This is a genomic window from Haloterrigena salina JCM 13891 (assembly GCF_000337495.1).
Classification (GTDB): domain Archaea; phylum Halobacteriota; class Halobacteria; order Halobacteriales; family Natrialbaceae; genus Haloterrigena; species Haloterrigena salina.
On sequence record NZ_AOIS01000047.1, the window covers coordinates 58,710 to 79,123 of the forward strand.

The following is a 20,414-nucleotide window of genomic DNA, read 5'->3' on the forward strand; positions in this document are numbered from 1 at the left end:
GGGGACGAACCCCGGCCCGTAGCTGTCACCACAGCGGATCGTCGTCGACCAACGTATCGTCGTATGTCACCAACTGCCGTGATACATAATATCGCATCACAGACTCCCGAGAAAGTGCTCGTTAACATGTCAACAGCGGGCTCGAGGCCGCCCTCGAGAACCAGTCCAGTGCCTCGAGTCGCGAGAATCAGTCCGACGTGGCAACGATCGTCGAGACAGGCGACCGGCGATCAGTCGGCGACGAACGAGTGGCCGCACTCGGTACGGGTCACGCGAAAGGCTCCCTCGTCGGTGAGCTCGAGGCCGTGTCCGACCTCGGCTTCGCACTCCCGGCAGTAGAGCAGCGACTCGATCTGATCCCAGTCGTGTCTCGCTTTCGGTGCGCCGAAGGCGAAGCCGACGACCGACTCGTCCGAGTCGTTGTAGCCGTGTGGAACTCCTCCGGCGCGAAGCGGATCACCTCGCCGGCGTCGACGGTGACTTCCCGCCCGTCCGCCTCGTCGTTTGGCGAGCGCGTGTCGAATGTCACCGTCCCCGCCTGCACGTAGAAGACCTCCTCCTGGTCGTGGTGGGTGTGGAGCCCGCCCGAAAAGGACACGCCGGGCTCGAGTTCGAATACTGCCAGCCGTAAGTCAGTGCTGGAGATTCGCCGGACTGCCGCGGCGAATCCCCAAACCGTTACAGCCGGCAGTATAGTTCATCGCGAAGTCCGTGAAGCCGAGCGCCTGCGAGATCGGCCGTCTAACGGAAGTGGACCTCCATCGGATTGCGTTCGATCTCGACGTCGTCGATCGCGGTCTTCTCCATGACGGCACATTCAGCCGCAACGGCAGAAAATGTCCCGCGATACCCCACCACACAGTCACGGAGCGCGCCGGCGGTACGCGAAGAGAAACGCATACGGTCGTCCGCTCCCGAGCACCGAGTGTGAACCGCCGTACGGTACTCGGATTCGCCGCGACGTCGGCCCTCGCGGGGCTCGCGGGCTGTATCGAAGGCGTCCAGGAGCACTTCGGGTTCCAGGGCGTCATCCCCGTCGAGATCCAGAGCGAAGCCGAGGAAACGCAGAACATCCTCCTCGAGTCGCGCGAACGCGAGTCGGGCCGGCAGAGCTACGAGCAGAGTTACTCCGTCACCCCGGGGGAGACCGTCAGCGCGCCCCACCTCGACCAGACGGAACAGAGCTTTCGCGTCGCCAAGATCGAGAACGAAACGATGGTGACCGTGAGGACGGTATCGGTGACGCCCGACGCCGACCTCGTGAAGATTCAACTCTACGACGACAACCTCGTCGTCGAGGTCCGCCGGGACGACGGCGAAAACGAGATCGCCGACGGCGAGGACGGGGACGGCGACGGAAATGAGACGGCAGGCAACGGCAACGAGACCGACCCCGACGCGACCGGCAACGAGACGGCCGCGAACGAAACCGACGCAGACGCCGACGACGAGTAAGTGGCATTCTCCTCGCGCCGGCGCCGGCGCGGAATTTCTCGCCGTCCACGAGACCGTCGATCCTCGAGACGCAGAGACGCTTCTCGAGTACTCCTCCAAATACCGGATCCCGACGTCTACTCTCTTCCCGACCACTCACCGCTCCTACTGGCCGCTCACGGATAGGGATGGAACGCCCGCTCGAGGCGCGGTTCGAAGCCAAGCTCCGCCGGCACCGTCCGCGCCCGCTCGCCGAAGAACGGGTCGCCGGTAAACAGCGGCTGGGCGCCGGGAACGACGACCCTGACCGTCTCGAAGCCGGTCTCCGCGACGTCTCGCGTCGTCAGCCGCGCCGCGTACGGCGTCAGGTCGGCGTCGGTCGTCCGCTCGACGAGTTCCGTCAGCGCCGCCCGACCCTCGGGCGCGGTCTCCGGACCGACGCTTTCGGCCGAAACCGTCCGCTCGACGTCGACGAACTCGCGAACGACCTCGGGGAACGCCGCGTACTCCCCGATCGCGCCCGAGGCGTCGGAAACCCCCTCGGAGCCGAGATTCCGGATTTCCATCCAGTTCTGCAGCGCTTCCTCGAGCGCCGAGCGCGCGGCGGCCGTCGCGTCGAGGTCGGCCGCGGAGCCGACCGCGAAGGCCGGCCACTCGTCGGCCATCGGATCGACGGCGCCCTCGAGGGCATCCGGATCGCGGTGGACGGCGACGGCGACGACCGGGACGTCGACGTCCTGGGTGACCAGCAGCGGCGTCACCGATAGCCCCTCGCCGCGCGCGCGCCGGGCGAGGACGGCGAAGCCGTCGTCGTCGACGGTCAGCCCGAGGGGGTCGAACGTCGAGTACCACGCGAGCATCGTCGCGTCCCGCTCGATGACCTCCGTCAGGCCCGAAAGCAAGGCGTCGACGATCGACGAGCCGAGTCCGAGCCCCGTCGTGATGCCGGGGACGAGCCCCCGACCGTCTGCGGGTTGCGGGAACTGGACCGCGTCGGCCGGCAGGTGGACGTCGTCGCCGGTCGCGAGGTCCTCGCCCGGCACCCACCGGTGTTCGTCGCTCGCGTCGTAGGCTGGCGCGTCGTCCGGGCGCACGAGCGCCGTCGGCGAAACCGCGTTCTCGAGGTCGTCCTCGCTGGCGCGGACGAACTCGTCGTCCCGGTAGACGCCCGCGCAGTAGCGCTCGAGGCCCTCGCCGACGGCTTTCATCAGCGCGGCGTTCCAGTCGTCGGCGACGCCGGCCGCCTGCGTCGGCGCGCTCGCGTCGCTGAACCCCTGCGTGTCGGTCGTCGTCGCCAGGTAGTAGGGCGCGGGGAACGATTCGATCTCGCCGATGCTCCTGACGATGCCGACGCGATCGTCGATCGCCGCCTCGGCGTGCTCGACGGCCGCGTCGAGGGCGAGCGCGTCGTCATCGTCGCGGTCGAGGGTCCGATCCCGCGTGTCGGTCTGACACTCACAGCCGGGAACGGGGAGGACTCGCCGCCTCGCGTGGGGCAGTTCGACGACGTGGCCGATCACCGACCGGTCGTCGCCCGACAGGACGCGGACGCACTCCCGGCCCGCGAGCGCGCCGGCGAGACGAGCCGTGCTGCGGTCGGCCTGGGGCCGGTCGCTTCGCTCGCCCTCCGCTGTGTTCGCGGCGACGCGCTGGCGGAGACAGTCGAAACAGCCCGTCGCGGGCGCGAAGCCCGAGACGGCCGCGTCGACGGCGGCGAGGGGCTGGCCGCCGACGCCGCCGACCTCGACGGCGATCCACGGCGTGCCGCCGGCGCGCGCGGCGGCGTTCGCTCGGCGGAACGTGGCCGCGCCGGCCACGTCGCTGACGACTGCGAAGCGGGCGTCCTCGAGGTCGTCGGCTGTCGCGTCTTCGACGGTGACGTCGATGTCTCCGAGTGCGGTGACGACCGCCTCGCGGACCGGATCGTCACCGACGACGTGTACGTTCATACCGGATCACTCACAGGCCGGCATCAAAAGGGCCGCGCTCGGTCGCGAGATTCCGAGGGGATCAGTCGTCGTCGGAGTCGCCGTCGCCGTCCGTCTCCTGGCGGGTCTCGGCGATGTCGATCGTCTCGCCGGTCTCCGAGGGCATGTCCTCGCCCTCCTGGATCGCCTGGGCCTCCTGTTCCATCGCCTCGACGTCCATCTCGACGTCCTCGATCTCGCCGAGCATTTCGGAGATATCGTCCAGCCCGATCAGTTCGCGGGTCTCCTCGTCGAACTCGAGGCTCTCGAGCTGTTTTCCGTCCCGCTCGACGTCGCTCCCGGTGAGGTGGGACCCGTAGCGGCCGACGAGCGAGGTGAGTTCCTGGGGCATGACGAAGGTCGTCGACTCGCCCTGGCCGATGTCGGCGAGCGTCTCCATTCCCTTCTCGATGACAGCGCGCTCGCCCATCGACTCGGCGGACTTCGCTCGCAGCACGGTCGAGATCGCATCACCCTGGGCCTCGAGAATCTGGCTCTGCTTTTCCCCCTGGGCGCGGATGATGTTCGACTGCTTGTCACCCTCCGCCTGTTCGACGGCGCTGCGGCGTTCACCCTGGGCCTCGAGGATCATGGCGCGCCGGCGGCGCTCGGCAGAGGTCTGTTCCTCCATCGCGCCCTTGACGCCCTTCGAGGGCGTGACCTCGCGAACCTCGACGCTCTCGACGCGGATCCCCCACTCGTCGGTGGGTTCGTCCAGTTCCTGTCGGATCCGCTCGTTGATCATCTCGCGGCGGGAGAGCGTGTCGTCGAGTTCCATATCGCCGATGACCGCGCGGAGGGTCGTCTGGGCCAGGTTCGAGACGGCGCGCTCGTAGTCGTCGACCTCGAGGAACGCGCGCTTGGCGTCCATCACCCGGATGTAGACGACCGCGTCGGCCGTGACGGGGGAGTTGTCCCGCGTGATCGCCTCCTGGCTGGGCACGTCGATCGTCTGGGTCCGCATGTCGAAGGTGTAGACCCGCGAGACGAACGGCGGGACGATGTTCAGCCCCGGTTCGAGCAGTTTGCGATACTCGCCGAGGACGGTGAGCGCGCCCCTGTCGTAGGCGTCGACGATCTCGACCATCGACCAGACGGTGGCGACCACGACGACGAGAACGAGCGCGCCGACGACCAGCAGCGGTTCCTCGGCGACCGTTTGCGCGGGGTTGACTGAAAGCGGTGTCATATGTGACATACGGTACCGATCCGAATAACGCTTGGCCCAAACGAGATAACCCGACGCCCTCGAGCGACGACTCGACGCCGGCCACGGGAAAACGGAGTGCGACTCGAGAGCGAGTCTCGAACCGGTCGGTCTCAAGAACCGATCAGTCGCTCGAGACCGCGTCGACGTAGACGAGTTCGTCGGCCCGCTCGAGCAGGCGCACGCCCCAGGTGACGGTCACGGGGACGAGTGCGGTGGTGAAGATCGCGATGAAGACCAGAATCGAGAACATCTGCGTGTCGATGACGCCGGCCTCGAGGGCGACGGTGGCGATGATGATCTCGACGGTTCCCCGTCCGTTCATTCCGAACCCGACGACGAGCCCCTCTCTCGAGGTCAGCGACGTCGGCAGGGAGAACAGCCAGGAGCCGACGATCTTGCCGAGGAAGGCGATGGCGACGAGGGCGATCAGGACGCCCAGCGAATCGGAGAACACGCCGAACGTGATGTCGAATCCGACCGTCACGAAGAAGACGGGCGCGAACAGCCCCATCGCGAGGTCGTAGATGACGGTGTGCATGTGCTCGTAGAGGTCCGGCTCGACGTCGGCCTGCCGGAGGAACATGCCGGCCATGAAGCCGCCGATGATCATGTGCAGTTCCGCGAGCGTCGCCAGATAGGCGAACAGCATCGAAACGAGCAGGGCGAAGGTGAAGGCGGTCGTCCGGTCGACGAAGCCGTACCGCTCGCGCTGGCGCTCGATGTGGTGCCACGCGACGGGCAGGAAGCGATAGCCAAGCAGGAGCGTGATCACGAAGAAGGCGAGCGCCTTGCCGAGGATCAGTCCGATCTCGGTCGCGTCGAACGCGCCGGCGGTGACGTAGCTGTCGACGCCGGCGAACGCGACGAGCACCCCCACGTCGGAGGCCAGCGCCCCCCCGAGCAACACGTTCGCGATCCGCGTGTCCAGTAGCTCGAGGTCCGCGAGGATGCGGGACTTCGTGGCCAGCGACGTGGCGGCCATCGCGAGCCCGAGGAACAGGGCCGCGCCGACGGAAACGTCGAGCGCGATCCCCGCGCCGTAGCCCAGCCCGAACGGGATGACGAAGGCGCCGAAGGCGATCAGCAGCGACTGGGGCCCGAGCCGGAACAGTTCCCGGAGGTCGACCTCCATCCCGACGAACACCATCAGGAGGAACACGCCGAGCTCGGCGAGGACGGTCAGCAGCTCCGACGGGTGTAACAGCCCCAGCAACGGCGGGCCGAACACGATGCCGGCGAACAGCTCACCCATCATCGTCGGGTAACCGAAGCGCTCGGCGACCCCGCCGAAGATCCACGCGACCGTCAGGACGAGCAGGAGGCTTAGAATATCGATGTTAACGGCTTCGACCATCGATTACCACCTCGAGCGACGAGTCGAGCGGTTGCGTCGCTGTTCCCCTCGAGCGAACCGGCGGCGGCTGTGGGCGGGGTAGTCCATGAAGAGGCAGCTCGATCGAATACGTCGGGTCACGACCACTTCACTCGTGGGGATGTCCAACGAAATCGGAACGTATCCCTCAGTCATCGGTACTCACTTCTTCGACCTCGAGGTCGTCGCCGACACCCTGGGCGGCGCCGGGTTCGGCATCGCGCACGCCGGCGTCCCGCCAGGTGCCCCGGCGGTACCAGCCGTAGGCGAGGGCGGCGCCGACGACGTTCGAGACGGCGAAGGCGATCCAGATCCCCTCGTAGCCGATCGCCCTCGAGAGGCCGTAGGCGGTCGGGAGGCGGATGCCGGCGTATATCACGAGGACGATCGCCGCCGCCGTGAGGGTCTTGCCGGTGCCCCGGAAACTCCCGTTGTACGCCCGCATCACGCCGATGAAGCCGAACGACGGCGCGACGTACCGCAGGAAAGTGACGCCGATGTCGACGACCTCTGGATCAGTGGTGAACACGGCGATGATCGGCCGCGCCCCGAGCCACGCAACGACGCCGAGGGCGCCCAGCACGACGAACATCACTCGAGCGGCGAAGTTAGCGGCGTCGGCCGCGCGGTCCGGTTTGCCGGCACCGACGTTCTGGCCGGTCATCGTCTCGACGCCGCGGGCGACCGCCACCGCCGGCAGGAAGATGACCGAGAACACGCGCGTCCCGACGCCGTAGGCGGCGACGACCGTGTCCGGGAAGAACGCGACGATGACCAGCAGCAGGTTGATCGACAGCGCCCGGCCCATCCCCTCGACCGACGCCGGAACGCCGATCCCGACGAGTTTCCGCGCGTACGAGAGATCCGGCCGCATCTGCCCCAGTCGAATCTTGACGCCCCTCGCGCCGCGAAACATGATCGCGAGACCGACGGCGAGGGCGAGCCCTCGGGAGAAGACGGTCGCGATCGCCGCGCCCTGAATGCCGAGTTCGGGGAACGGTCCCCAGCCGAAGATCAGGAACGGGTCGATGACGACGTTGAGCAACACCGAGCCGAACATGACGAGCATCGGCGTGATCGTGTCCCCGTAGCCCCGCATGAGCGCGATGAAGACGAAGAAGCCGAACATGAAGGGCATGCCGAGCGAGATGACCTGCATGTAGTCGGTCGCCAGCGGCAACACGTCCCGGGAGGCGCCCAGCAGCCCCAGAAGTTCTCTGACGAAGCCGTAGCCGACGACCCCGATGAGGGTGGCGCCCAGCAGCGACAGCGCGACGGTCTGGGAGGCGGCGTACTCCGCTTCGCTCTCCTCGTCCGCGCCGATGTGCTGGGCGACGAGGACGCTTCCGGCGACCGACAGCCCCATCCCGACCGAGATCAGCAGGAAGACCATCGGGAACGCGAAGCTGATCGCCGCCAGCGCGTCCGTGCTGTACTGGCCGAGCCAGAACGTGTCGAAGAGGTTGTAGGCGGTCTGCAAGAGGTTCGTGACGATGATCGGCAAGGAGAGGTAGAACAGCGGCCGCGCGATGCCGCCCTCGGTCAGGTCGAACTCCTCGCGGCCCTTGAAGAGGTTCGAGAGGCGATCCGTGAGGCTCATCTAGTCTCCCTCCGTCTCGTCCCCTCCCGTGTCCTCCCCTGCGGCCGCCGAGTCGTCCGCTGCCGTCGCTTCCGTCTCGGCGGCCGAGGAGGCGTTCGCCGTCCCGTCGGTCGAGGACGGGTCACCGTCGTCGGGACTCGAGTCGTCGGTCCGCAGGTCGTCGATGTACTCGTGGACGTACCGCCTGGTCTGCTCGAGGGACTGATCGACGGCCGCTGCGCGCGTCTGGGCACCGTGGAAGACGGTGACGAGGAACTCGGCGGTCTCGTCGGGATCGACGTCCTCGCGGAACTGCCCGGCTTCGATCCCGGCCTCGACGAAGTTCGCGATCCGGTCGTGCATCGCCCGGTCGAACTCGGTCAGTCGCTCCTGGTAGGCGTCGTTGTACGGCGACTGGGACTTGATCTCGAGGATCGCCGTCCGGAACTCCTCGGCGGCGTCGTCGTCGCCCTCCGTGAGCAACTCGTCGAACAGCGCGTGGAGCCGTTCGGCCGGCGTCTCGCCGGCGAGCGTCTCGAGTCGGTCCTCGAACCGATCGAGCAGGAAGCCGAGGAACGACTCGAGGAGGTCGCCCTTGCCGTCGAAGTGGTAGTGCAGGGTGCCCTTGCTCTTGTCCGACTCCGCGGCGATGTCTTGCATCGTCAACTCCGCGTAGCANGAGGAACGACTCGAGGAGGTCGCCCTTGCCGTCGAAGTGGTAGTGCAGGGTGCCCTTGCTCTTGTCCGACTCCGCGGCGATGTCTTGCATCGTCAACTCCGCGTAGCCGTGTTTGCAGAGCGCCCGGTACGTCGCCTCCATAAGATCGTCAACAGTGTCTTCGGACATTCGAAATTTCGTTACCTGACTTACTGACCGACCAGTCAAAAGGGCTTTGCAACCGGACGGTCGCGATCGACTGGATCGCAAGACGAGCGATCAAAGAGATGGGAAGACGGACGATAACAGTAGATAGTATCTCGATTTCGTTACTAATAGAGAGCCCACATCTGAGCGGGTTTTCAGAAATATGCCTCTCTGATCACAAACAGTAGCCAGACTATCGGTGCAAGAGCGAGTACCAAGCCTAACACGCCTATCGAATAGTTCCCTTCCACGAGTCCCCGCGCCCATCCCCTTCCGAGATAAAAAATGAACAGGGAAAGGATAACCAAAATCACATTGCGGAGTGAAAAGCCCAATCCTTCCGCATTGGAATCAGGCGATGGCATTTCGTAATAATTCATCTCGTCTTGTGATAAGCGTTCTCCCGTTACGTTCGCACACGAACTTGACGAAACCAGCCATCCAGTTTCAGGCGTAGTTCTAAATAAAGAAATCGTAGTACTAACTACTGATAACGGGACATCAGGACAGATACTCGCCGTCCGACGCGTCGAGACGACGAAACTCAGTCCTGCTCGCGCAGTCGCTCGAGGACCTCCTCGGCGTTGGCGACTGCTTTCTCCTTCTTCGCGGGGTAGGCTTCGACCTTCCCGCGGAAGGTGATGCCGTCGCCGAGTCGAACGTCTCCTTCGAAGGCGGCCTGCTTGTCGAGTCGCAAGAAGAGTTCGGTGTTCTCGGTGACCCGCTCGTCGAGCTCCTCGATCAGGTCGTCGAACGACTCGAGGTCGGCCAGCCGCGAGAGGACGTGACGGACGTCGTCGGCCGTCTCGACGCGAGCCGAGAGGACCAGAATGCGATCGCCGTAGTGGCCCTCGCTCTCGACGCGTTCGATCTCGAACGGTTCGTCGTCGTCGCCGTCGGGAAGAAACGTGCGCAGGGCCTCCTCGACGCGTTTCTCGTCCTCGGTGGCGTAGCAGAACGTGCGTAAGTCGACGTAGTGAAGCGGGATCTGTGGCATCTGAACCTATCCGTGTCCGTGAAACGGTCGCGAATCGAATCCTCGCGACCAGCGGTCGTTAGTCCTCGTCTTCGTCTTCGTCGCCGTCGTCGGCCGCCTCGAGGTCGTCCTCGGGGACGCCGGTCTCCTGTCCGTCCTCGAAGCTGACGGTGTAGGTGACGTCACCGAACATCGACTCCATCGTCTGGGTGACGGTGCCGGTCTCTCCGTCGAACTCGCTGTGCTCGTCGTTCAGGACGACGCGATCGTCTTCCTCGAAGCTCATACCCGATGGTTCCCCGCGGTCGCGTAAAAAGGGACTGATTCAGTCGTTCGCCGCCGTCGCCCGGTCGCGCAACCGCTCGTATCCGTAGCCGACGGCGACCGCGATCGAATAGCTCGCGCCGAGGAACGGCACCCAGTAGACCCAGAACTCGAAGCGCGGCGCGACGGCGTTTCCGATCGCCGTTCCGACGCTGTAGAGCAGATATCCCGGGAGCGCGAGCGGCGAGAAGAACCGCGAGTCGAGCCAGCCGAGGGCGAACGGGACGACGACCGCCGCGAAGGCGGCGACCGTCGCGGGACTCGCGACGGCCCGGCGGAGCGACGCCGGCAGGTACCGCTCGAGCGCGGGGCTCGCACCGTCACCCGGACGCTCGCGTTCGGCGGTCATTCGGCACCTCCGGCCTCGACCTCGAGCAGGCCGTGCATCGCGAGGACGCGCGCCGTCGCCAGCCGCGTCAGTTCGACCCTCGTCTCCCGATCCAGCAGGAACTCGGTCGTCTCGAAGAGATAGGCCGTCGACTCGAGTTCGCGGGCGGCCTTCTGGAAGAGCAGGGGACTCGAGAGATCGGTCTCCCGGGCCGTGAACCGGTGGAAGGGGATATACCAGGAAACGCCGTCCGCGTCGAGCGCGTCGGCGAGTTCGTCGCCGCGGGCGTCCGGCGAGTGAAAGATCGCCTGCCCGACGTACTCCCGGTGAAGTCCGTAGATGCCGAGCGACCGGTGGAGGTCGAGGACGACGTCCGGTTCGCGGCGGTCGACGGCGTCCCAGATTCCGCGCGCGAGTTCGGTCGTCGGCTCCTGGCCGACCGGAAACATGCGGTTCAGATCGCCGTCGGGGCCCTCCCGCTCGTTGTTCTCGACAGCCACGCGGTTCGTCTCGGGGACGACGACGAGCGTGCCCGCGTCGGGGCGCCAGTCGACGGCCTCGCGAGCGACCGCGACGCCGCTTCGCTCGTCGCCGTGGACGCCGCCGAACACCATCGCCGTCGGACCGTCCCGCGGCGAGTCGATCTCGTACAGCGGCGTCTCGTGATCGGTGTCCGGAAGGAGTCGTTCCGTCTGCGTTTCGGCCTCGCCCGCGTCGCTCGGGGTTCGAGCGGCCGCGAGCAGCCGGTCGTTACTCGGCGGCTGACTCGCGACACCGGCGGTAACCGTTCCCGCGAGAACGCTGCCGGCGGCCAACAGGGTCCGACGATTCATCGGATCGGAGAACGGCGTCCCGCCTGAAGCGCTTTCCTATCGACGACGCGCGACGTCGCAACTGAGTGAGATGAAACTCGAGGAGGCCCGACGCGGCCGTTGGTCGGTCGCGGTCGAACTATCGCATGTTCTCGAGGGCGACGACGGTGTCCGACATGAGCCACGCGTCCTCGTTGGCGGCGTCTTCGATGCTGAGCGCGAAGAACGACTCGCGGCCGTCGTCGACCGTAATTCGGTAGCTACGGCTCTCTAAGCGGACTTCTGCGGACGGGTTCGATTCAGCGGGGACCACAGTCGTGCTCGGGAACCAGCGGGGATAACTCGCTCGGTCGGCGGTCGATCCGGGACGAACGGAGCCGCGAACGGTCACACGAGAGCCGTCCGAACGGGGACGGATTAGCAATATCGACGGACGCTATCGGGGTGTCGAGTGCACGCCCGGAGGCGTTACTCGCCGAGTTCCTCGAGCAGCGTCTCGGCCGCGGCGCTCGAGGATTCGGGACCGCGGGCGGTCAGCAGGTCGCCGTCGACGGTGACGCTGGTGTCCGCGTCGAGTTCGGCGTCCCAGTTGGCGCCAGCCGCCTTGACCTCGTCTTCGACCCAGTAGGGCAGTTTCCGGCCGCTTGGCATCAGGTCGTTCTCGTCGACGATGCCCTCCTCCCACTCGTTGGGGAAGCCGGTGATGTTGCGACCGTTGACGATGAACGCGCCCTGTCGGTCGCGGGCGAACGCGAGGATGCCGACGGCGTGGCAGACGACCAGCGCCTTGCCGTCGTCGCCGGCGACGGCCTCGCGGAGGAGGCGCCGCGCGTCGCTGTCCTGGTTGACGTCCCACGCGGTGCCGTGACCGCCGGGGAAGACGACCGCGTCGTAGCCCTCGGCCTCGGCCTGGGCCGTTGGGATCGGATCGTTCAGTCGCTCGTCGTTCTCGTGGACCTCACGGACGTGCTCGGCGGTCTCCTCGCCGACCTCGTCGGGATCGATCGAGCGCTCGTCGACCTTCGGCGGCTTCCCGGAGGGCGTCGAGACCGTGATCTCGAGGCCCGCTTCCGAGAGCGCCTCGAGCGGCTCGACGCATTCTTCTCCCCAATACCCCTCTTCGCTGACGACAAACAGTGCAGAACTCACACCCGTCCGTACGGGACGGAGCCTAAAAACGACCAGCCCTCCCCTCGGTTCTGCCGCAATGTCTCGCTTCGATACGTTTCCTTGCGTGACAATCCGCGACGACGAGAGTGGCCTTTTTCGCCGTTCGAGTTTTATGGTATACCATACCATGTCAGATAGACCCACTCCGTTCGACGGACTCGACGAGCTGTTCGACCAACTGAATCGTCGGCTCGAGACGGCCGCCCGAACCTGGCAGTCGGAGGTCGACGACCGGAGTCGACTCGACCTCTCGATGAGCGGGGCGGCGACCCGGCTGGACCTGACCGATCGGGGCGACGAGTTCGTCGCCACCGTCGACGTCCCCGGCTACGAGAGCGACGACCTCGAGATTCGCGTCCGCGACGAGACGCTCGCCATCAGGGGCGAACGACAGCACGCGGTCACGGAGAGCAGCGGACTCGACGAGCGCGGCGATCTCGAGGAACGCGAGCGCGAGGAGACGCGCGGGACGGGCGAACGCGACCGGGCGGGCGAGACGGGCGAGCAGGAGGGAACCTACATTCGCCGCGAGCGCGAGTTGCAGTCGTTCAGCCGGCAGGTTCAGCTTCCCGAGCGCGTCGACGCCGACGCCGCGACCGCGACCGTCAACAACGGCGTCCTGACGGTTCGGCTTCCGAAACTGGAGCCCGGCGGCGAGACGCGGACGATCGACATCGACTGACCGGCGATGGCGCAGCCAACACTCATCGACCGATCGCGACGGCCCCGCCACCAGGTGTGTGCCCGGATCGACTGGCGCGCGCTCACTGGATGTCGTCGAGGTTCAGGGCGTCGAAGAACCGACGCGTGAGGCGGCCGTCGACGAACTCGAGCAGTGCGTCCGTGTCGTCGGCCTCGTCGGCGAAGAGGCCGAGCTCGATCCGTCCGCCGGCCATGTCGTGGTGGCCGCCGACCTGTCCGAGGTCGTCGAAGGCGGTCTGGAGCGTCTCGCCGATGTGGATCCGCGGATCGATCGACCGCGCGCTCAACCGGATCGAGCCGCCGACGACCCCGTAGACGAGCACCGTGTCGACGCCCTCGAGGTTCAGCAGGTAGTCCGCGGCCTGGGGTAAGGCGTCGGTCTCGGTCGTCTTGCCGACGCTCGCGACCAGCGAGGAGCCCCGGCGCTCGCGGCTCGCGATCGCCTTCCCGATCGCGTCGAGCGTGCCCGGCGAGAACGCGCTGCTGTAGAGTTGCTCGAGGGTCTCTAGGTCCGCGTGCGGGTAGACCGCCAGCGCCGCCTCGTACTCCCGGCGGGTCGGCTCGCGGACGAAATCGAGCCGTTCGCGGTGGAGCGCGAACAGCAGCGCCGAGGCGAGCCGCGTCGTCAACTCGATCTCGAGCTCGCAGAGGTACTCGACGAAGATGGTCGCGGTCGCGCCGATCCGGGTCCGGACGTCCTCGAAGGGCGCGCCGACCGACTCGCCGGGGTGGTGATCGACGACGATCCCGGGCTCGATCTCCGTCGGGAGTTCGGTGTTGGCCCCCGGCTGTGAGTGATCGACAAAGCCGATGCAGTCGTAGTCGTCGACGGCCGTGTCCTCGAGCGCCTGCAGAGAGATGTCGAGCATGTTGACCAGCGCCCGGTTTTGCTGGTGGGAAATCTCGCCGCCGTAGGCGATCGTCACCTCCTCGACGTCGTGGTCGATCGCGATCGCCTCGAGGGCCAGAGCGCTGGCCAGGCAGTCCGGATCCGGGTTGTCGTGGCAGACGATCGCCAGCGACTCCACCGTCTCGAGGACGGCCACGAGTTCGTCTGCGCGGGACATACTTGATGTACGACGACGAGACGTTTGAATCCCGCGTCGCGTCTCACGAACAGTATTGGCGGTCCCAGCACCATCGCGCGGTTCGCTCGAAGGAACGCCGGCTCGGGCCGAGACCGAACTCGGACGGTCGCTCTCGAGGCGCCGTCGAACACGCTTATACCGAAATCAGAACATCTTCGGGTCCGTTCTCGAGCGGAGGTAACGCGACTGTACCCCTACAGTAGGCTTCCCATCCCGGAGAAACGCGCCTCGTGGTTCAATAATCGAACGGATCGATACCCAGGTGTCACGTCATGACCCCGACCACCAACTCCCGACGACGGTTCCTGCAAACGGCCGGTGGGGCGACCGCGCTGGCGATCGCCGGTTGTCTCGACGGACTGTCTAACGACGGCGAGCAGAACGCACAGGGCACCGATACCGAGACGGACGAGGAGGGGGAGCCGGCGGCGGTCGAGTCCGTCGACGTCGACAGGATCGCTCGCGATCCGACGGCTATCCCCGATCCGGTCGACTGGAACGAGCCTCGCGAGCACGACGTCACGGTTCGAACCGAGCGGGTGACCGCCGAGATCGAACCGGGGGTCACCTTCGACTACATGACCTTCGAGGGGCAGGTCCCCGGTCCGATGCTGCGGGTCCGCCGCGGCGACCGCGTCACCCTCACCTTCGAGGTCTCCGACGACCTGAACGTCACAAACCACAACATGGATTTCCACGCGGTTTACGGACCGGGCGGCGGTGCCGACGCGACGACGATTAGCCCCGGCGACGACCCCGCGCAGATCAGCTTCAGCGCCGAGTACCCGGGCGTGTTCATCTACCACTGTGCGATACCGAACATGGATCAGCACATCAGCGCCGGGATGTTCGGCTCGATCCTCGTCGAGCCCGAGGACGGCCTTCCGGAGGTCGATCGGGAGTTCTACCTCGGCCAGCACGAGATCTACACGGACGGGTCGGTCGGCGAGAAGGGACACCACGGTTTCGACTTCGACGCGATGCTGGCCGAGCAGCCCACGTACGTCGTCTTCAACGGGCAGGCCTACGGTTTCACCGAGGACGGCGTCGGGCCGATGCACGCCGACGTCGGCGAAACCGCCCGCGTCTACTTCGCCAACGGCGGGCCGAACCTGCTGAGTTCGTGGCACCCGATCGGCAACGTCTGGAGTCGGTTCTACCGCGACGGCGACCTCCTGACCGCCCCCGATCATAACATCGAGACCGCGCCCGTGGCCCCAGGGACGACCGCCGCGGCCGAGATGGAGTTCCCCGTCCCCGGACCGGTCAAGATCGTCGACCACGCACTGACCCGCGCGGCTCGGCGGGGCGCACTCGCGGTCATCGATATCGACGGCGAGGCGGATCCCGAAATCTACGATCCGAATCCGTGAGAATCGACCTTCGAAGACCGCCGTACGACGGGTAATCGACCCCCGTTTCCAGCGCAGTTAGAACGATGCAAATCGAAACAAACACCCCCGTCGCAGTGTCCGGTATCGGCGAGCAACCCGGGGCCGATCAACGCGCTGTCTGCCCATGAGGAACGATACCGACGGCAACCGGATCCGAGTCACGGTGACCGTGACCGAGGACGATTCGATCGAACAGCTCGTCGACTGTGTCGAAGACGTGGTCGACGCTCGCATCGTCGATGCACCCGACTCGAGTCGCCGCCCGACGACGCTCCGAATCGACGTCCGGGACGTGACGCCGAAACAGTGGGAAGCACTCGAAGTCGCCTTCGAGCAGGGATACTTCGACTGCCCTCGAGGGACGGATCTCGAGACGCTCGCGGCGAGGCTTTCGATCTCGAAGTCGGCGGTTTCCCAGCGCCTTCGCGCGGCCGAGGCGACGCTCCTCCGCGCGATCGTCGAGGCGACTCGAGCGTCCGGATCGCACGATGTCGATACCGGGGCCGAACCGGAACCCGAAACGCGATAACCGGCCGAGCGTTACTTCACGGTCACGGCGCTCGCTTGGACGACCAGCAGAACTCGCCGAGTCAACCGTCACGCGCTCGCACAGGTCGGGAACGTCCGTCGGTCGCTCGACGGTCGTCGTCTCCTCCCCGCGCTTGTCCGGCGCGTACTGGGCTACGTATCGGTGGCGCCAGCGTCCTCCGAGAGTATGTACATCTTTTATCCTGGGAGATCTCAGCCACGTGTATGCGAGACGCGTATCTCGTCGGTGCGGGGCAGTCGGACTACGGGGCGTTCCCCGAGGAGAGCTACCGGTCCCTGTTCCGGACGGCGTTCGAAGCGGCGACGGAGAGCGTACCGAACGGGATCGACGGCGAGGAGATCGACGAAGCCTTCGTCGGCCACCTAGGGGTCGGCGGTCGACAGCTCGGCCTCTCGGGGCCCGCGGTCACCGAACACGTCGGCCTCGGCGGCGTCCCCTGTACGCGCGTCGAGAACGCCTGCGCGGCCAGCGGCTTCGCCGTCCGCCAGGCCGTCCAGGCGGTCAAGTCGGGAATGGCCGACGTCGTGCTGGCCGGCGGCTTCGAGGTCATGTCCGACACGAGCTCCGACGCGACGAAGTACTGGCTCGGCGTCTCCGGAGAAACCGAGTGGGAACGACTCTCCGGCACGACCTTCTCGGGCGTCTACGCCCAGATGGCTTCCGTCCACATGGAGCGGTACGGCACCACCCGCGAGCAGCTCTCTCGAGTGGCCGTCAAGAACCACGCGAACGGCGCGAAGAACCCCCACGCCCAGTTGGGGTTCGAGTGCTCGCTCGAGGACGCCGAGTCCGCGCCGGTCGTCGCGGACCCCCTGAACCTCTATCACTGCTGTCCGACCTCCGACGGCGCGGCCTGCGCCCTCATCGTCAGCGAGGACGTCGTCGAGAAGTATACGTCGGACCCGATCCGAATCGCCGGCGTCGGCGCGGGCAGCGACAACGTCGGGCTCTTCCAGCGCGACACCTACACCGGCGTCCCGGCGAGCCAACGCGCCGGCGAGCAGGCCTACGAGATGGCCGGCGTCGAGCCGGACGACCTCGACTTCGCGGAGGTCCACGACTGCTTCGCCATCGCCGAACTGCTGGCCTACGAGGATCTGGGCTTCTGCGAGCGCGGCGAGGCCGGCGACCTGATCGAGTCCGGCGAGACCGAACTCGGCGGCGGGCTCCCCGTCAACACCTCCGGCGGGCTCAAGTCCAAGGGCCACCCCATCGGCGCGACCGGCGCCGGGCAGATCGTCGAGGCGTTCAAACAGCTCTCCGGGAAGGCGGGCGACCGACAGGTCGAGAACCCGACCCGCGGCCTGACTCACAACGTCGGCGGCAGCGGCGGTGCGGCCGTCGTTCACGTATTTGAAAAGGTGCAGGAGGTGAGCGCGTGATGACCGCGATCACCGGCGTCGGCGCCTACGCGCCGCGGTTCCGCATCACGGCTGAGGCCTTCGAGGAGGCCTGGGGCCAGTTCCACGCGGCCGGCATCTCCGAGAAGGCCGTTCCCGCGGCCGACGAGGACGCGCTGACGATGGGCTACGAGGCCGCCACGCGGGCCCTCGAGGCCGCCGCCGTCGCCCCTTCGAGCGTCGACTGGCTCGCCTTCGCCTCCTCGCGGCCGCCGGCGGCCGAGGAAGATCTGACCGCCCGGCTGGGCGCGATGCTCGCCCTCGACGAATCGACGACCCGGCAGCTGTTCACCGGCAGCACGCGCGCCGGGACGCGTGCGCTCTGGGCCTGCACGGACGCGATCGGCGCCGACGCCACCGCCGGCCTCGTCGTCGCGGCCGACGCGCCGAAGGGCGACCCCGACGACGGCGTGGATCACGCCGCAGGCGCCGGCGCCGCCGCGTTCGTCCTCGAGCGCGACGGGCCCGCCGAGATCGTCGACCGCGCCGAGTACGCGACGCCCTACCCCGGCACGCGATTCCGTAACACCGGCGAGGACGAGACGCAGGGACTGGGCGTCACCCAGTACGACCGCGCCGCGTTCACCGAGACGATCGGCGGCGCCGTCGACGGCCTCGAGACCGAACCCGACCCCGACGCCGTCGCGATTCAGGCGCCCGACGGCAAACTCCCCTACCGCGCCGCGGGCGCAGCGGGCGTCGGTACCGACGAGATTCAGGCCGCCGCGATGGTCCACGAACTCGGCGACCTTGGCGCCGCGAGCGTCCCCGTCTCGCTGGCGAGCGCGCTCGCCGACGGCTACGAGTCGATCCTCGCAGTCGCCCACGGGAGCGGCGCGGGCGCGGACGCGCTCATGGTCGATGCCGACGGTGCGGTTCCCGCGCAAACGGCTCTCGAGGGCGACGCCACCCTCTCCTACGCCGAGTACCTGCGCCAGCGCGGTGTCGTCACGACCGGCCCGCCGTCGGGCGGCGGCGCCTACGTCAGCGTCCCCTCGTGGCGCCGGTCGATCCCCCAGCGCTACCGGCTCGAGGCCGGCCGCTGTCCCGACTGCGGTGCGCTCTCGTTCCCACCGGAAGGGGCCTGTACCGACTGCGGGTCGCTCGTGGAGTACGAGCCGGTCGAGCTTCCCGGCACGGGGACCGTCGAGGCCGTCACGACCATCTCGCAGGGCGGCGCCCCACCGGAGTTCGCCGAGCAACAGGCCCGGACGGGCGACTACGCGGCGGCGATCGTGGCCCTCGAGGACGAGGCCGGAACCGAGTCGGTGAGCATCTCCGCGATGGGTACCGACGCGGCCCCTGAGGAGTTCGCGGTCGGCGAACGGATCGAGACGACGATCCGCCGCGTCTATACGCAGGAGGGCGTGACCCGCTACGGGTTCAAGGTCCGGCCCGCGGAGTGAGCCGTCGTCAGTTCGCGACCGGCCGAAAAGCGGCTTCATCCGTGGTGCGTTCTGACTCAAGCAGACTACTTAATCGGTCAGACGGCCTATCGTGGGTGATCGGAGGGCACCGAATGCGCGAACTCAGAGATATCGAGGGGTTGCATCCGCGCGATCTCACGAAACGCCAGCGATTACTGGTGTTCTTCGTGGTCGGTCTCGTCTCGGTCGTCCTCTTCTACACCGGTATCTACAACTGGGGGATGAGAGCGCTCGAAAACCGTCCCCAGTCCGTTTTCCGATCGTTCCAGACCGTGGTCGAGACGATGACGACGACCGGATACGGCGCGGATTCGCCCTGGACGACGCCGGCGATGAACGTGCTGATGGTGACGATCCAGGTGACCGGCGTCGTCATCGGGTTCGTTACGCTGCGCGTCCTGGTCATCCCGCTGTTCGAGCGGACGCCGCTGAACCTCGACGACCGCCTCACGACTAAGAACGACCACGTCGTCATCGCTGAGTACCAGCGCGATACCGACCTGCTCCTCGACGAACTCGAAGAACTCGACATCGATTACGTTCTCATCGAATCGGACGACGAGGAAGCGAAACGCCTCTCGGATGACGGCTATCAGGCTATCAACGGCGACCCCGAGGATCGGGACGACCTCGAGCGTGCCGATATCGAGCGAGCGTCGCTGCTCATCACCGACGCCGCCGATAGGACCGCGAGCATCGTCCTGACCGCGCTGGAGGCCAACGAGGAGCTGCGGGTGGTCAGTTTCACGGAGTCGACGCGCAGAGAAGCAGCGCTCGCGAAAGTCGGGGTGGATCGGAGCGTCGCCCCGCACGCACTGATCGGCCAGCGACTGGCTGAGAAGGCGACGATCCCCCTCTCGAGGGACTGGTCCGACGAGGACGAGGTCGACGTCAGCGAGATACTCGTCAGGCGAGACAGTCCGCTTCACGGCGTTCGGGTGCGCGATTCACCGATCGCGAACCATCCGAACCTGACGCTGGTCGCCGGTTGGTTCCACGGGGAACTGCGTCTGCCGCCGTCGCCCGACGACGAACTCGCCCCCGATACCGTTCTGGTCGTCGCGGGTCCGGAGAGCGAACTCGACGAAATAACGGACGAAATCGCGGGCGTCCGGTCGCGCCGCATCCGATCCCTCTCACAGATCATCGTCGCCGGGTACGGAGAGGGCGGAACCGCGGCGGTCGAAGCGCTTCCGGAGGACGTTTCGGTGACGACTATCGACGAATCGGCGGACCCGAATCCAGACATCGTCGGAGACGTCACCGAACCCGAAACGCTCCGCGAAGCCGACATCGATGACGCCTCGGCGCTGATCGTCACCGTCGATGACGATTCGGTCGCGTTGTTGACGATCGCTATCGCCCGTTCGCTCTCTAGCGGAACGGAGATTCTCGCGCGGGTGACCGATAGGGAGAAGACGAAGCCGGCGTTCAGAGCGGGTGCCGACTACGTTCTCTCCACCCAGCAGATATCCGCTCGACTGGTCGCGGCAGAGGTGTACGGTGAACGAGTGATGGCTCCGACGAGTCAAATCCGTCTGATTCAGGCCGACGCGGACCCGTTCGCCGGCGAGTCGCTGGCGGACGCTCGTCGCAACACCGAGCGCGGATGGACCGTGGTCGGCGTCGAGCGCGACGGTACCGTCCGTACCGACGAACGCATCACTATCGAGGCCGACGACGAAGTGATCGTCGCGGGGAGCGACCGCGCGATCCAACAGTTCGAGCGAACGGTCGCCACGTCATGACCGCGGAGTGGACCCTCGGTTCGACGGAAGTGAGTCTGCTCTCGTACAACGAAGAGGTGCCCGACCAG

The 20,414-nt window shown here is 66.8% G+C and carries 20 protein-coding genes and 2 pseudogenes; 7 read left to right on the forward strand and 15 right to left on the reverse strand.

All coding sequences use genetic code 11. From position 1 onward, the window contains the following. Positions 1 to 230: 230 nt before the first annotated feature. Positions 231 to 807: pseudogene (locus C477_RS22975) on the reverse strand (cupin domain-containing protein). Positions 808 to 927: 120 nt separating this feature from the next. Between C477_RS22975 and C477_RS14040 the strand changes: the two are divergent. Continuing rightward, positions 928 to 1,455 (forward strand): hypothetical protein, encoded by a 528-nt coding sequence (locus C477_RS14040; RefSeq protein ID WP_008895169.1) that lies wholly within the window; start codon positions 928 to 930, stop codon positions 1,453 to 1,455. A gap of 155 nt (positions 1,456 to 1,610) precedes the next feature. Here C477_RS14040 and C477_RS14045 read toward each other — a convergent pair whose 3' ends face one another. The 13 genes and pseudogenes from C477_RS14045 to C477_RS14095 form a co-directional block, all read right to left on the reverse strand. Further along, positions 1,611 to 3,383 carry a YcaO-like family protein gene (locus tag C477_RS14045; RefSeq protein ID WP_008895170.1) on the reverse strand — a complete coding sequence of 591 codons (1,773 nt, stop codon included), beginning with the start codon at positions 3,381 to 3,383 and terminating at the stop codon, positions 1,611 to 1,613. Between the two features lie 61 nt (positions 3,384 to 3,444). Next, positions 3,445 to 4,590 carry an SPFH domain-containing protein gene (locus C477_RS14050; protein WP_008895171.1) on the reverse strand — a complete coding sequence of 382 codons (1,146 nt, stop codon included), beginning with the start codon at positions 4,588 to 4,590 and terminating at the stop codon, positions 3,445 to 3,447. 142 nt (positions 4,591 to 4,732) lie between these two features. Next, positions 4,733 to 5,965, reverse strand: a complete 1,233-nt coding sequence (locus tag C477_RS14055; protein WP_008895172.1) for a cation:proton antiporter — start codon at positions 5,963 to 5,965, stop codon at positions 4,733 to 4,735. Between the two features lie 166 nt (positions 5,966 to 6,131). Continuing rightward, positions 6,132 to 7,583, reverse strand: coding sequence for an MATE family efflux transporter (locus tag C477_RS14060; RefSeq protein WP_008895173.1), 1,452 nt, complete (start codon positions 7,581 to 7,583; stop codon positions 6,132 to 6,134). Further along, a complete protein-coding gene (locus tag C477_RS14065) occupies positions 7,584 to 8,228 on the reverse strand; it encodes a TetR/AcrR family transcriptional regulator (protein WP_275040469.1) in 645 nt (214 codons plus the stop codon). Positions 8,229 to 8,310: 82 nt separating this feature from the next. Continuing rightward, a pseudogene (locus C477_RS24925) lies at positions 8,311 to 8,409 on the reverse strand (TetR/AcrR family transcriptional regulator); the annotation flags it as partial. A 173-nt stretch (positions 8,410 to 8,582) separates the two neighbouring features. Continuing rightward, a complete protein-coding gene (locus C477_RS24930) occupies positions 8,583 to 8,792 on the reverse strand; it encodes a hypothetical protein (protein WP_083870296.1) in 210 nt (69 codons plus the stop codon). Between the two features lie 179 nt (positions 8,793 to 8,971). Next, on the reverse strand, positions 8,972 to 9,424 hold the full coding sequence (locus tag C477_RS14070) for an RNA-binding protein (protein WP_008895174.1): 453 nt from the start codon (positions 9,422 to 9,424) through the stop codon (positions 8,972 to 8,974). A gap of 58 nt (positions 9,425 to 9,482) precedes the next feature. Continuing rightward, complete coding sequence (locus C477_RS14075) at positions 9,483 to 9,689, reverse strand: hypothetical protein (protein ID WP_008895175.1); 207 nt, start codon at positions 9,687 to 9,689, stop codon at positions 9,483 to 9,485. A gap of 39 nt (positions 9,690 to 9,728) precedes the next feature. Beyond that, positions 9,729 to 10,076 carry a hypothetical protein gene (locus tag C477_RS14080; RefSeq protein WP_008895176.1) on the reverse strand — a complete coding sequence of 116 codons (348 nt, stop codon included), beginning with the start codon at positions 10,074 to 10,076 and terminating at the stop codon, positions 9,729 to 9,731. Next, a complete protein-coding gene (locus tag C477_RS14085; RefSeq protein WP_008895177.1) occupies positions 10,073 to 10,888 on the reverse strand; it encodes a succinylglutamate desuccinylase/aspartoacylase family protein in 816 nt (271 codons plus the stop codon). Before C477_RS14085 ends, C477_RS14080 begins: the two co-directional genes overlap by 4 nt. Before the next feature lie 118 nt (positions 10,889 to 11,006). Further along, complete coding sequence (locus tag C477_RS24160; protein ID WP_169332649.1) at positions 11,007 to 11,180, reverse strand: hypothetical protein; 174 nt, start codon at positions 11,178 to 11,180, stop codon at positions 11,007 to 11,009. Between the two features lie 155 nt (positions 11,181 to 11,335). Further along, positions 11,336 to 12,016, reverse strand: coding sequence for a type 1 glutamine amidotransferase domain-containing protein (locus C477_RS14095; RefSeq protein WP_008895179.1), 681 nt, complete (start codon positions 12,014 to 12,016; stop codon positions 11,336 to 11,338). A 148-nt stretch (positions 12,017 to 12,164) separates the two neighbouring features. On the opposite strand from C477_RS14095, the gene C477_RS14100 reads away from it, so the two are divergent. After that, positions 12,165 to 12,719, forward strand: a complete 555-nt coding sequence (locus C477_RS14100; RefSeq protein ID WP_008895180.1) for an Hsp20/alpha crystallin family protein — start codon at positions 12,165 to 12,167, stop codon at positions 12,717 to 12,719. Between the two features lie 82 nt (positions 12,720 to 12,801). Here the strand turns inward: C477_RS14100 and C477_RS14105 are convergent, their stop codons facing one another. After that, positions 12,802 to 13,806 (reverse strand): DHH family phosphoesterase, encoded by a 1,005-nt coding sequence (locus C477_RS14105; RefSeq protein WP_008895181.1) that lies wholly within the window; start codon positions 13,804 to 13,806, stop codon positions 12,802 to 12,804. Between the two features lie 293 nt (positions 13,807 to 14,099). Between C477_RS14105 and nirK the strand changes: the two genes are divergently transcribed. The 5 genes from nirK (at position 14,100) to C477_RS14130 (ending at position 20,346) form a co-directional block, all read left to right on the forward strand. After that, entirely contained in the window at positions 14,100 to 15,200 is a 1,101-nt protein-coding gene (gene nirK, locus C477_RS14110; RefSeq protein ID WP_008895182.1) for a copper-containing nitrite reductase, read from the forward strand. A 145-nt stretch (positions 15,201 to 15,345) separates the two neighbouring features. Continuing rightward, positions 15,346 to 15,750, forward strand: coding sequence for a helix-turn-helix domain-containing protein (locus C477_RS14115; RefSeq protein ID WP_008895183.1), 405 nt, complete (start codon positions 15,346 to 15,348; stop codon positions 15,748 to 15,750). A gap of 224 nt (positions 15,751 to 15,974) precedes the next feature. Then, positions 15,975 to 17,153 carry a thiolase domain-containing protein gene (locus C477_RS14120; RefSeq protein WP_008895184.1) on the forward strand — a complete coding sequence of 393 codons (1,179 nt, stop codon included), beginning with the start codon at positions 15,975 to 15,977 and terminating at the stop codon, positions 17,151 to 17,153. Beyond that, positions 17,153 to 18,577 carry a zinc ribbon domain-containing protein gene (locus tag C477_RS14125; RefSeq protein ID WP_049914550.1) on the forward strand — a complete coding sequence of 475 codons (1,425 nt, stop codon included), beginning with the start codon at positions 17,153 to 17,155 and terminating at the stop codon, positions 18,575 to 18,577. The genes C477_RS14120 and C477_RS14125 overlap by 1 nt, the downstream gene beginning before the upstream one ends. Positions 18,578 to 18,690: 113 nt before the next feature. Next, on the forward strand, positions 18,691 to 20,346 hold the full coding sequence (locus C477_RS14130; RefSeq protein WP_008895186.1) for a potassium channel family protein: 1,656 nt from the start codon (positions 18,691 to 18,693) through the stop codon (positions 20,344 to 20,346). Positions 20,347 to 20,414: the final 68 nt, after the last annotated feature.

What these genes read in the sequence shown, in the direction of transcription:
- C477_RS14045 (WP_008895170.1), bottom strand. Translation starts at nt 3,383, where the DNA reads ATGAACGTACACGTCGTCGGTGACGATCCGGTCCGCGAGGCGGTCGTC.
- C477_RS14050 (WP_008895171.1), bottom strand. Translation starts at nt 4,590, where the DNA reads ATGACACCGCTTTCAGTCAACCCCGCGCAAACGGTCGCCGAGGAACCG.
- C477_RS14055 (WP_008895172.1), bottom strand. Translation starts at nt 5,965, where the DNA reads ATGGTCGAAGCCGTTAACATCGATATTCTAAGCCTCCTGCTCGTCCTG.
- C477_RS14060 (WP_008895173.1), bottom strand. Translation starts at nt 7,583, where the DNA reads ATGAGCCTCACGGATCGCCTCTCGAACCTCTTCAAGGGCCGCGAGGAG.
- C477_RS24930 (WP_083870296.1), bottom strand. Translation starts at nt 8,792, where the DNA reads ATGCCATCGCCTGATTCCAATGCGGAAGGATTGGGCTTTTCACTCCGC.
- C477_RS14070 (WP_008895174.1), bottom strand. Translation starts at nt 9,424, where the DNA reads ATGCCACAGATCCCGCTTCACTACGTCGACTTACGCACGTTCTGCTAC.
- C477_RS14075 (WP_008895175.1), bottom strand. Translation starts at nt 9,689, where the DNA reads ATGAGCTTCGAGGAAGACGATCGCGTCGTCCTGAACGACGAGCACAGC.
- C477_RS14080 (WP_008895176.1), bottom strand. Translation starts at nt 10,076, where the DNA reads ATGACCGCCGAACGCGAGCGTCCGGGTGACGGTGCGAGCCCCGCGCTC.
- C477_RS14085 (WP_008895177.1), bottom strand. Translation starts at nt 10,888, where the DNA reads ATGAATCGTCGGACCCTGTTGGCCGCCGGCAGCGTTCTCGCGGGAACG.
- C477_RS14100 (WP_008895180.1), top strand. Translation starts at nt 12,165, where the DNA reads ATGTCAGATAGACCCACTCCGTTCGACGGACTCGACGAGCTGTTCGAC.
- C477_RS14105 (WP_008895181.1), bottom strand. Translation starts at nt 13,806, where the DNA reads ATGTCCCGCGCAGACGAACTCGTGGCCGTCCTCGAGACGGTGGAGTCG.
- nirK (WP_008895182.1), top strand. Translation starts at nt 14,100, where the DNA reads ATGACCCCGACCACCAACTCCCGACGACGGTTCCTGCAAACGGCCGGT.
- C477_RS14115 (WP_008895183.1), top strand. Translation starts at nt 15,346, where the DNA reads ATGAGGAACGATACCGACGGCAACCGGATCCGAGTCACGGTGACCGTG.
- C477_RS14120 (WP_008895184.1), top strand. Translation starts at nt 15,975, where the DNA reads ATGCGAGACGCGTATCTCGTCGGTGCGGGGCAGTCGGACTACGGGGCG.
- C477_RS14125 (WP_049914550.1), top strand. Translation starts at nt 17,153, where the DNA reads ATGACCGCGATCACCGGCGTCGGCGCCTACGCGCCGCGGTTCCGCATC.
- C477_RS14130 (WP_008895186.1), top strand. Translation starts at nt 18,691, where the DNA reads ATGCGCGAACTCAGAGATATCGAGGGGTTGCATCCGCGCGATCTCACG.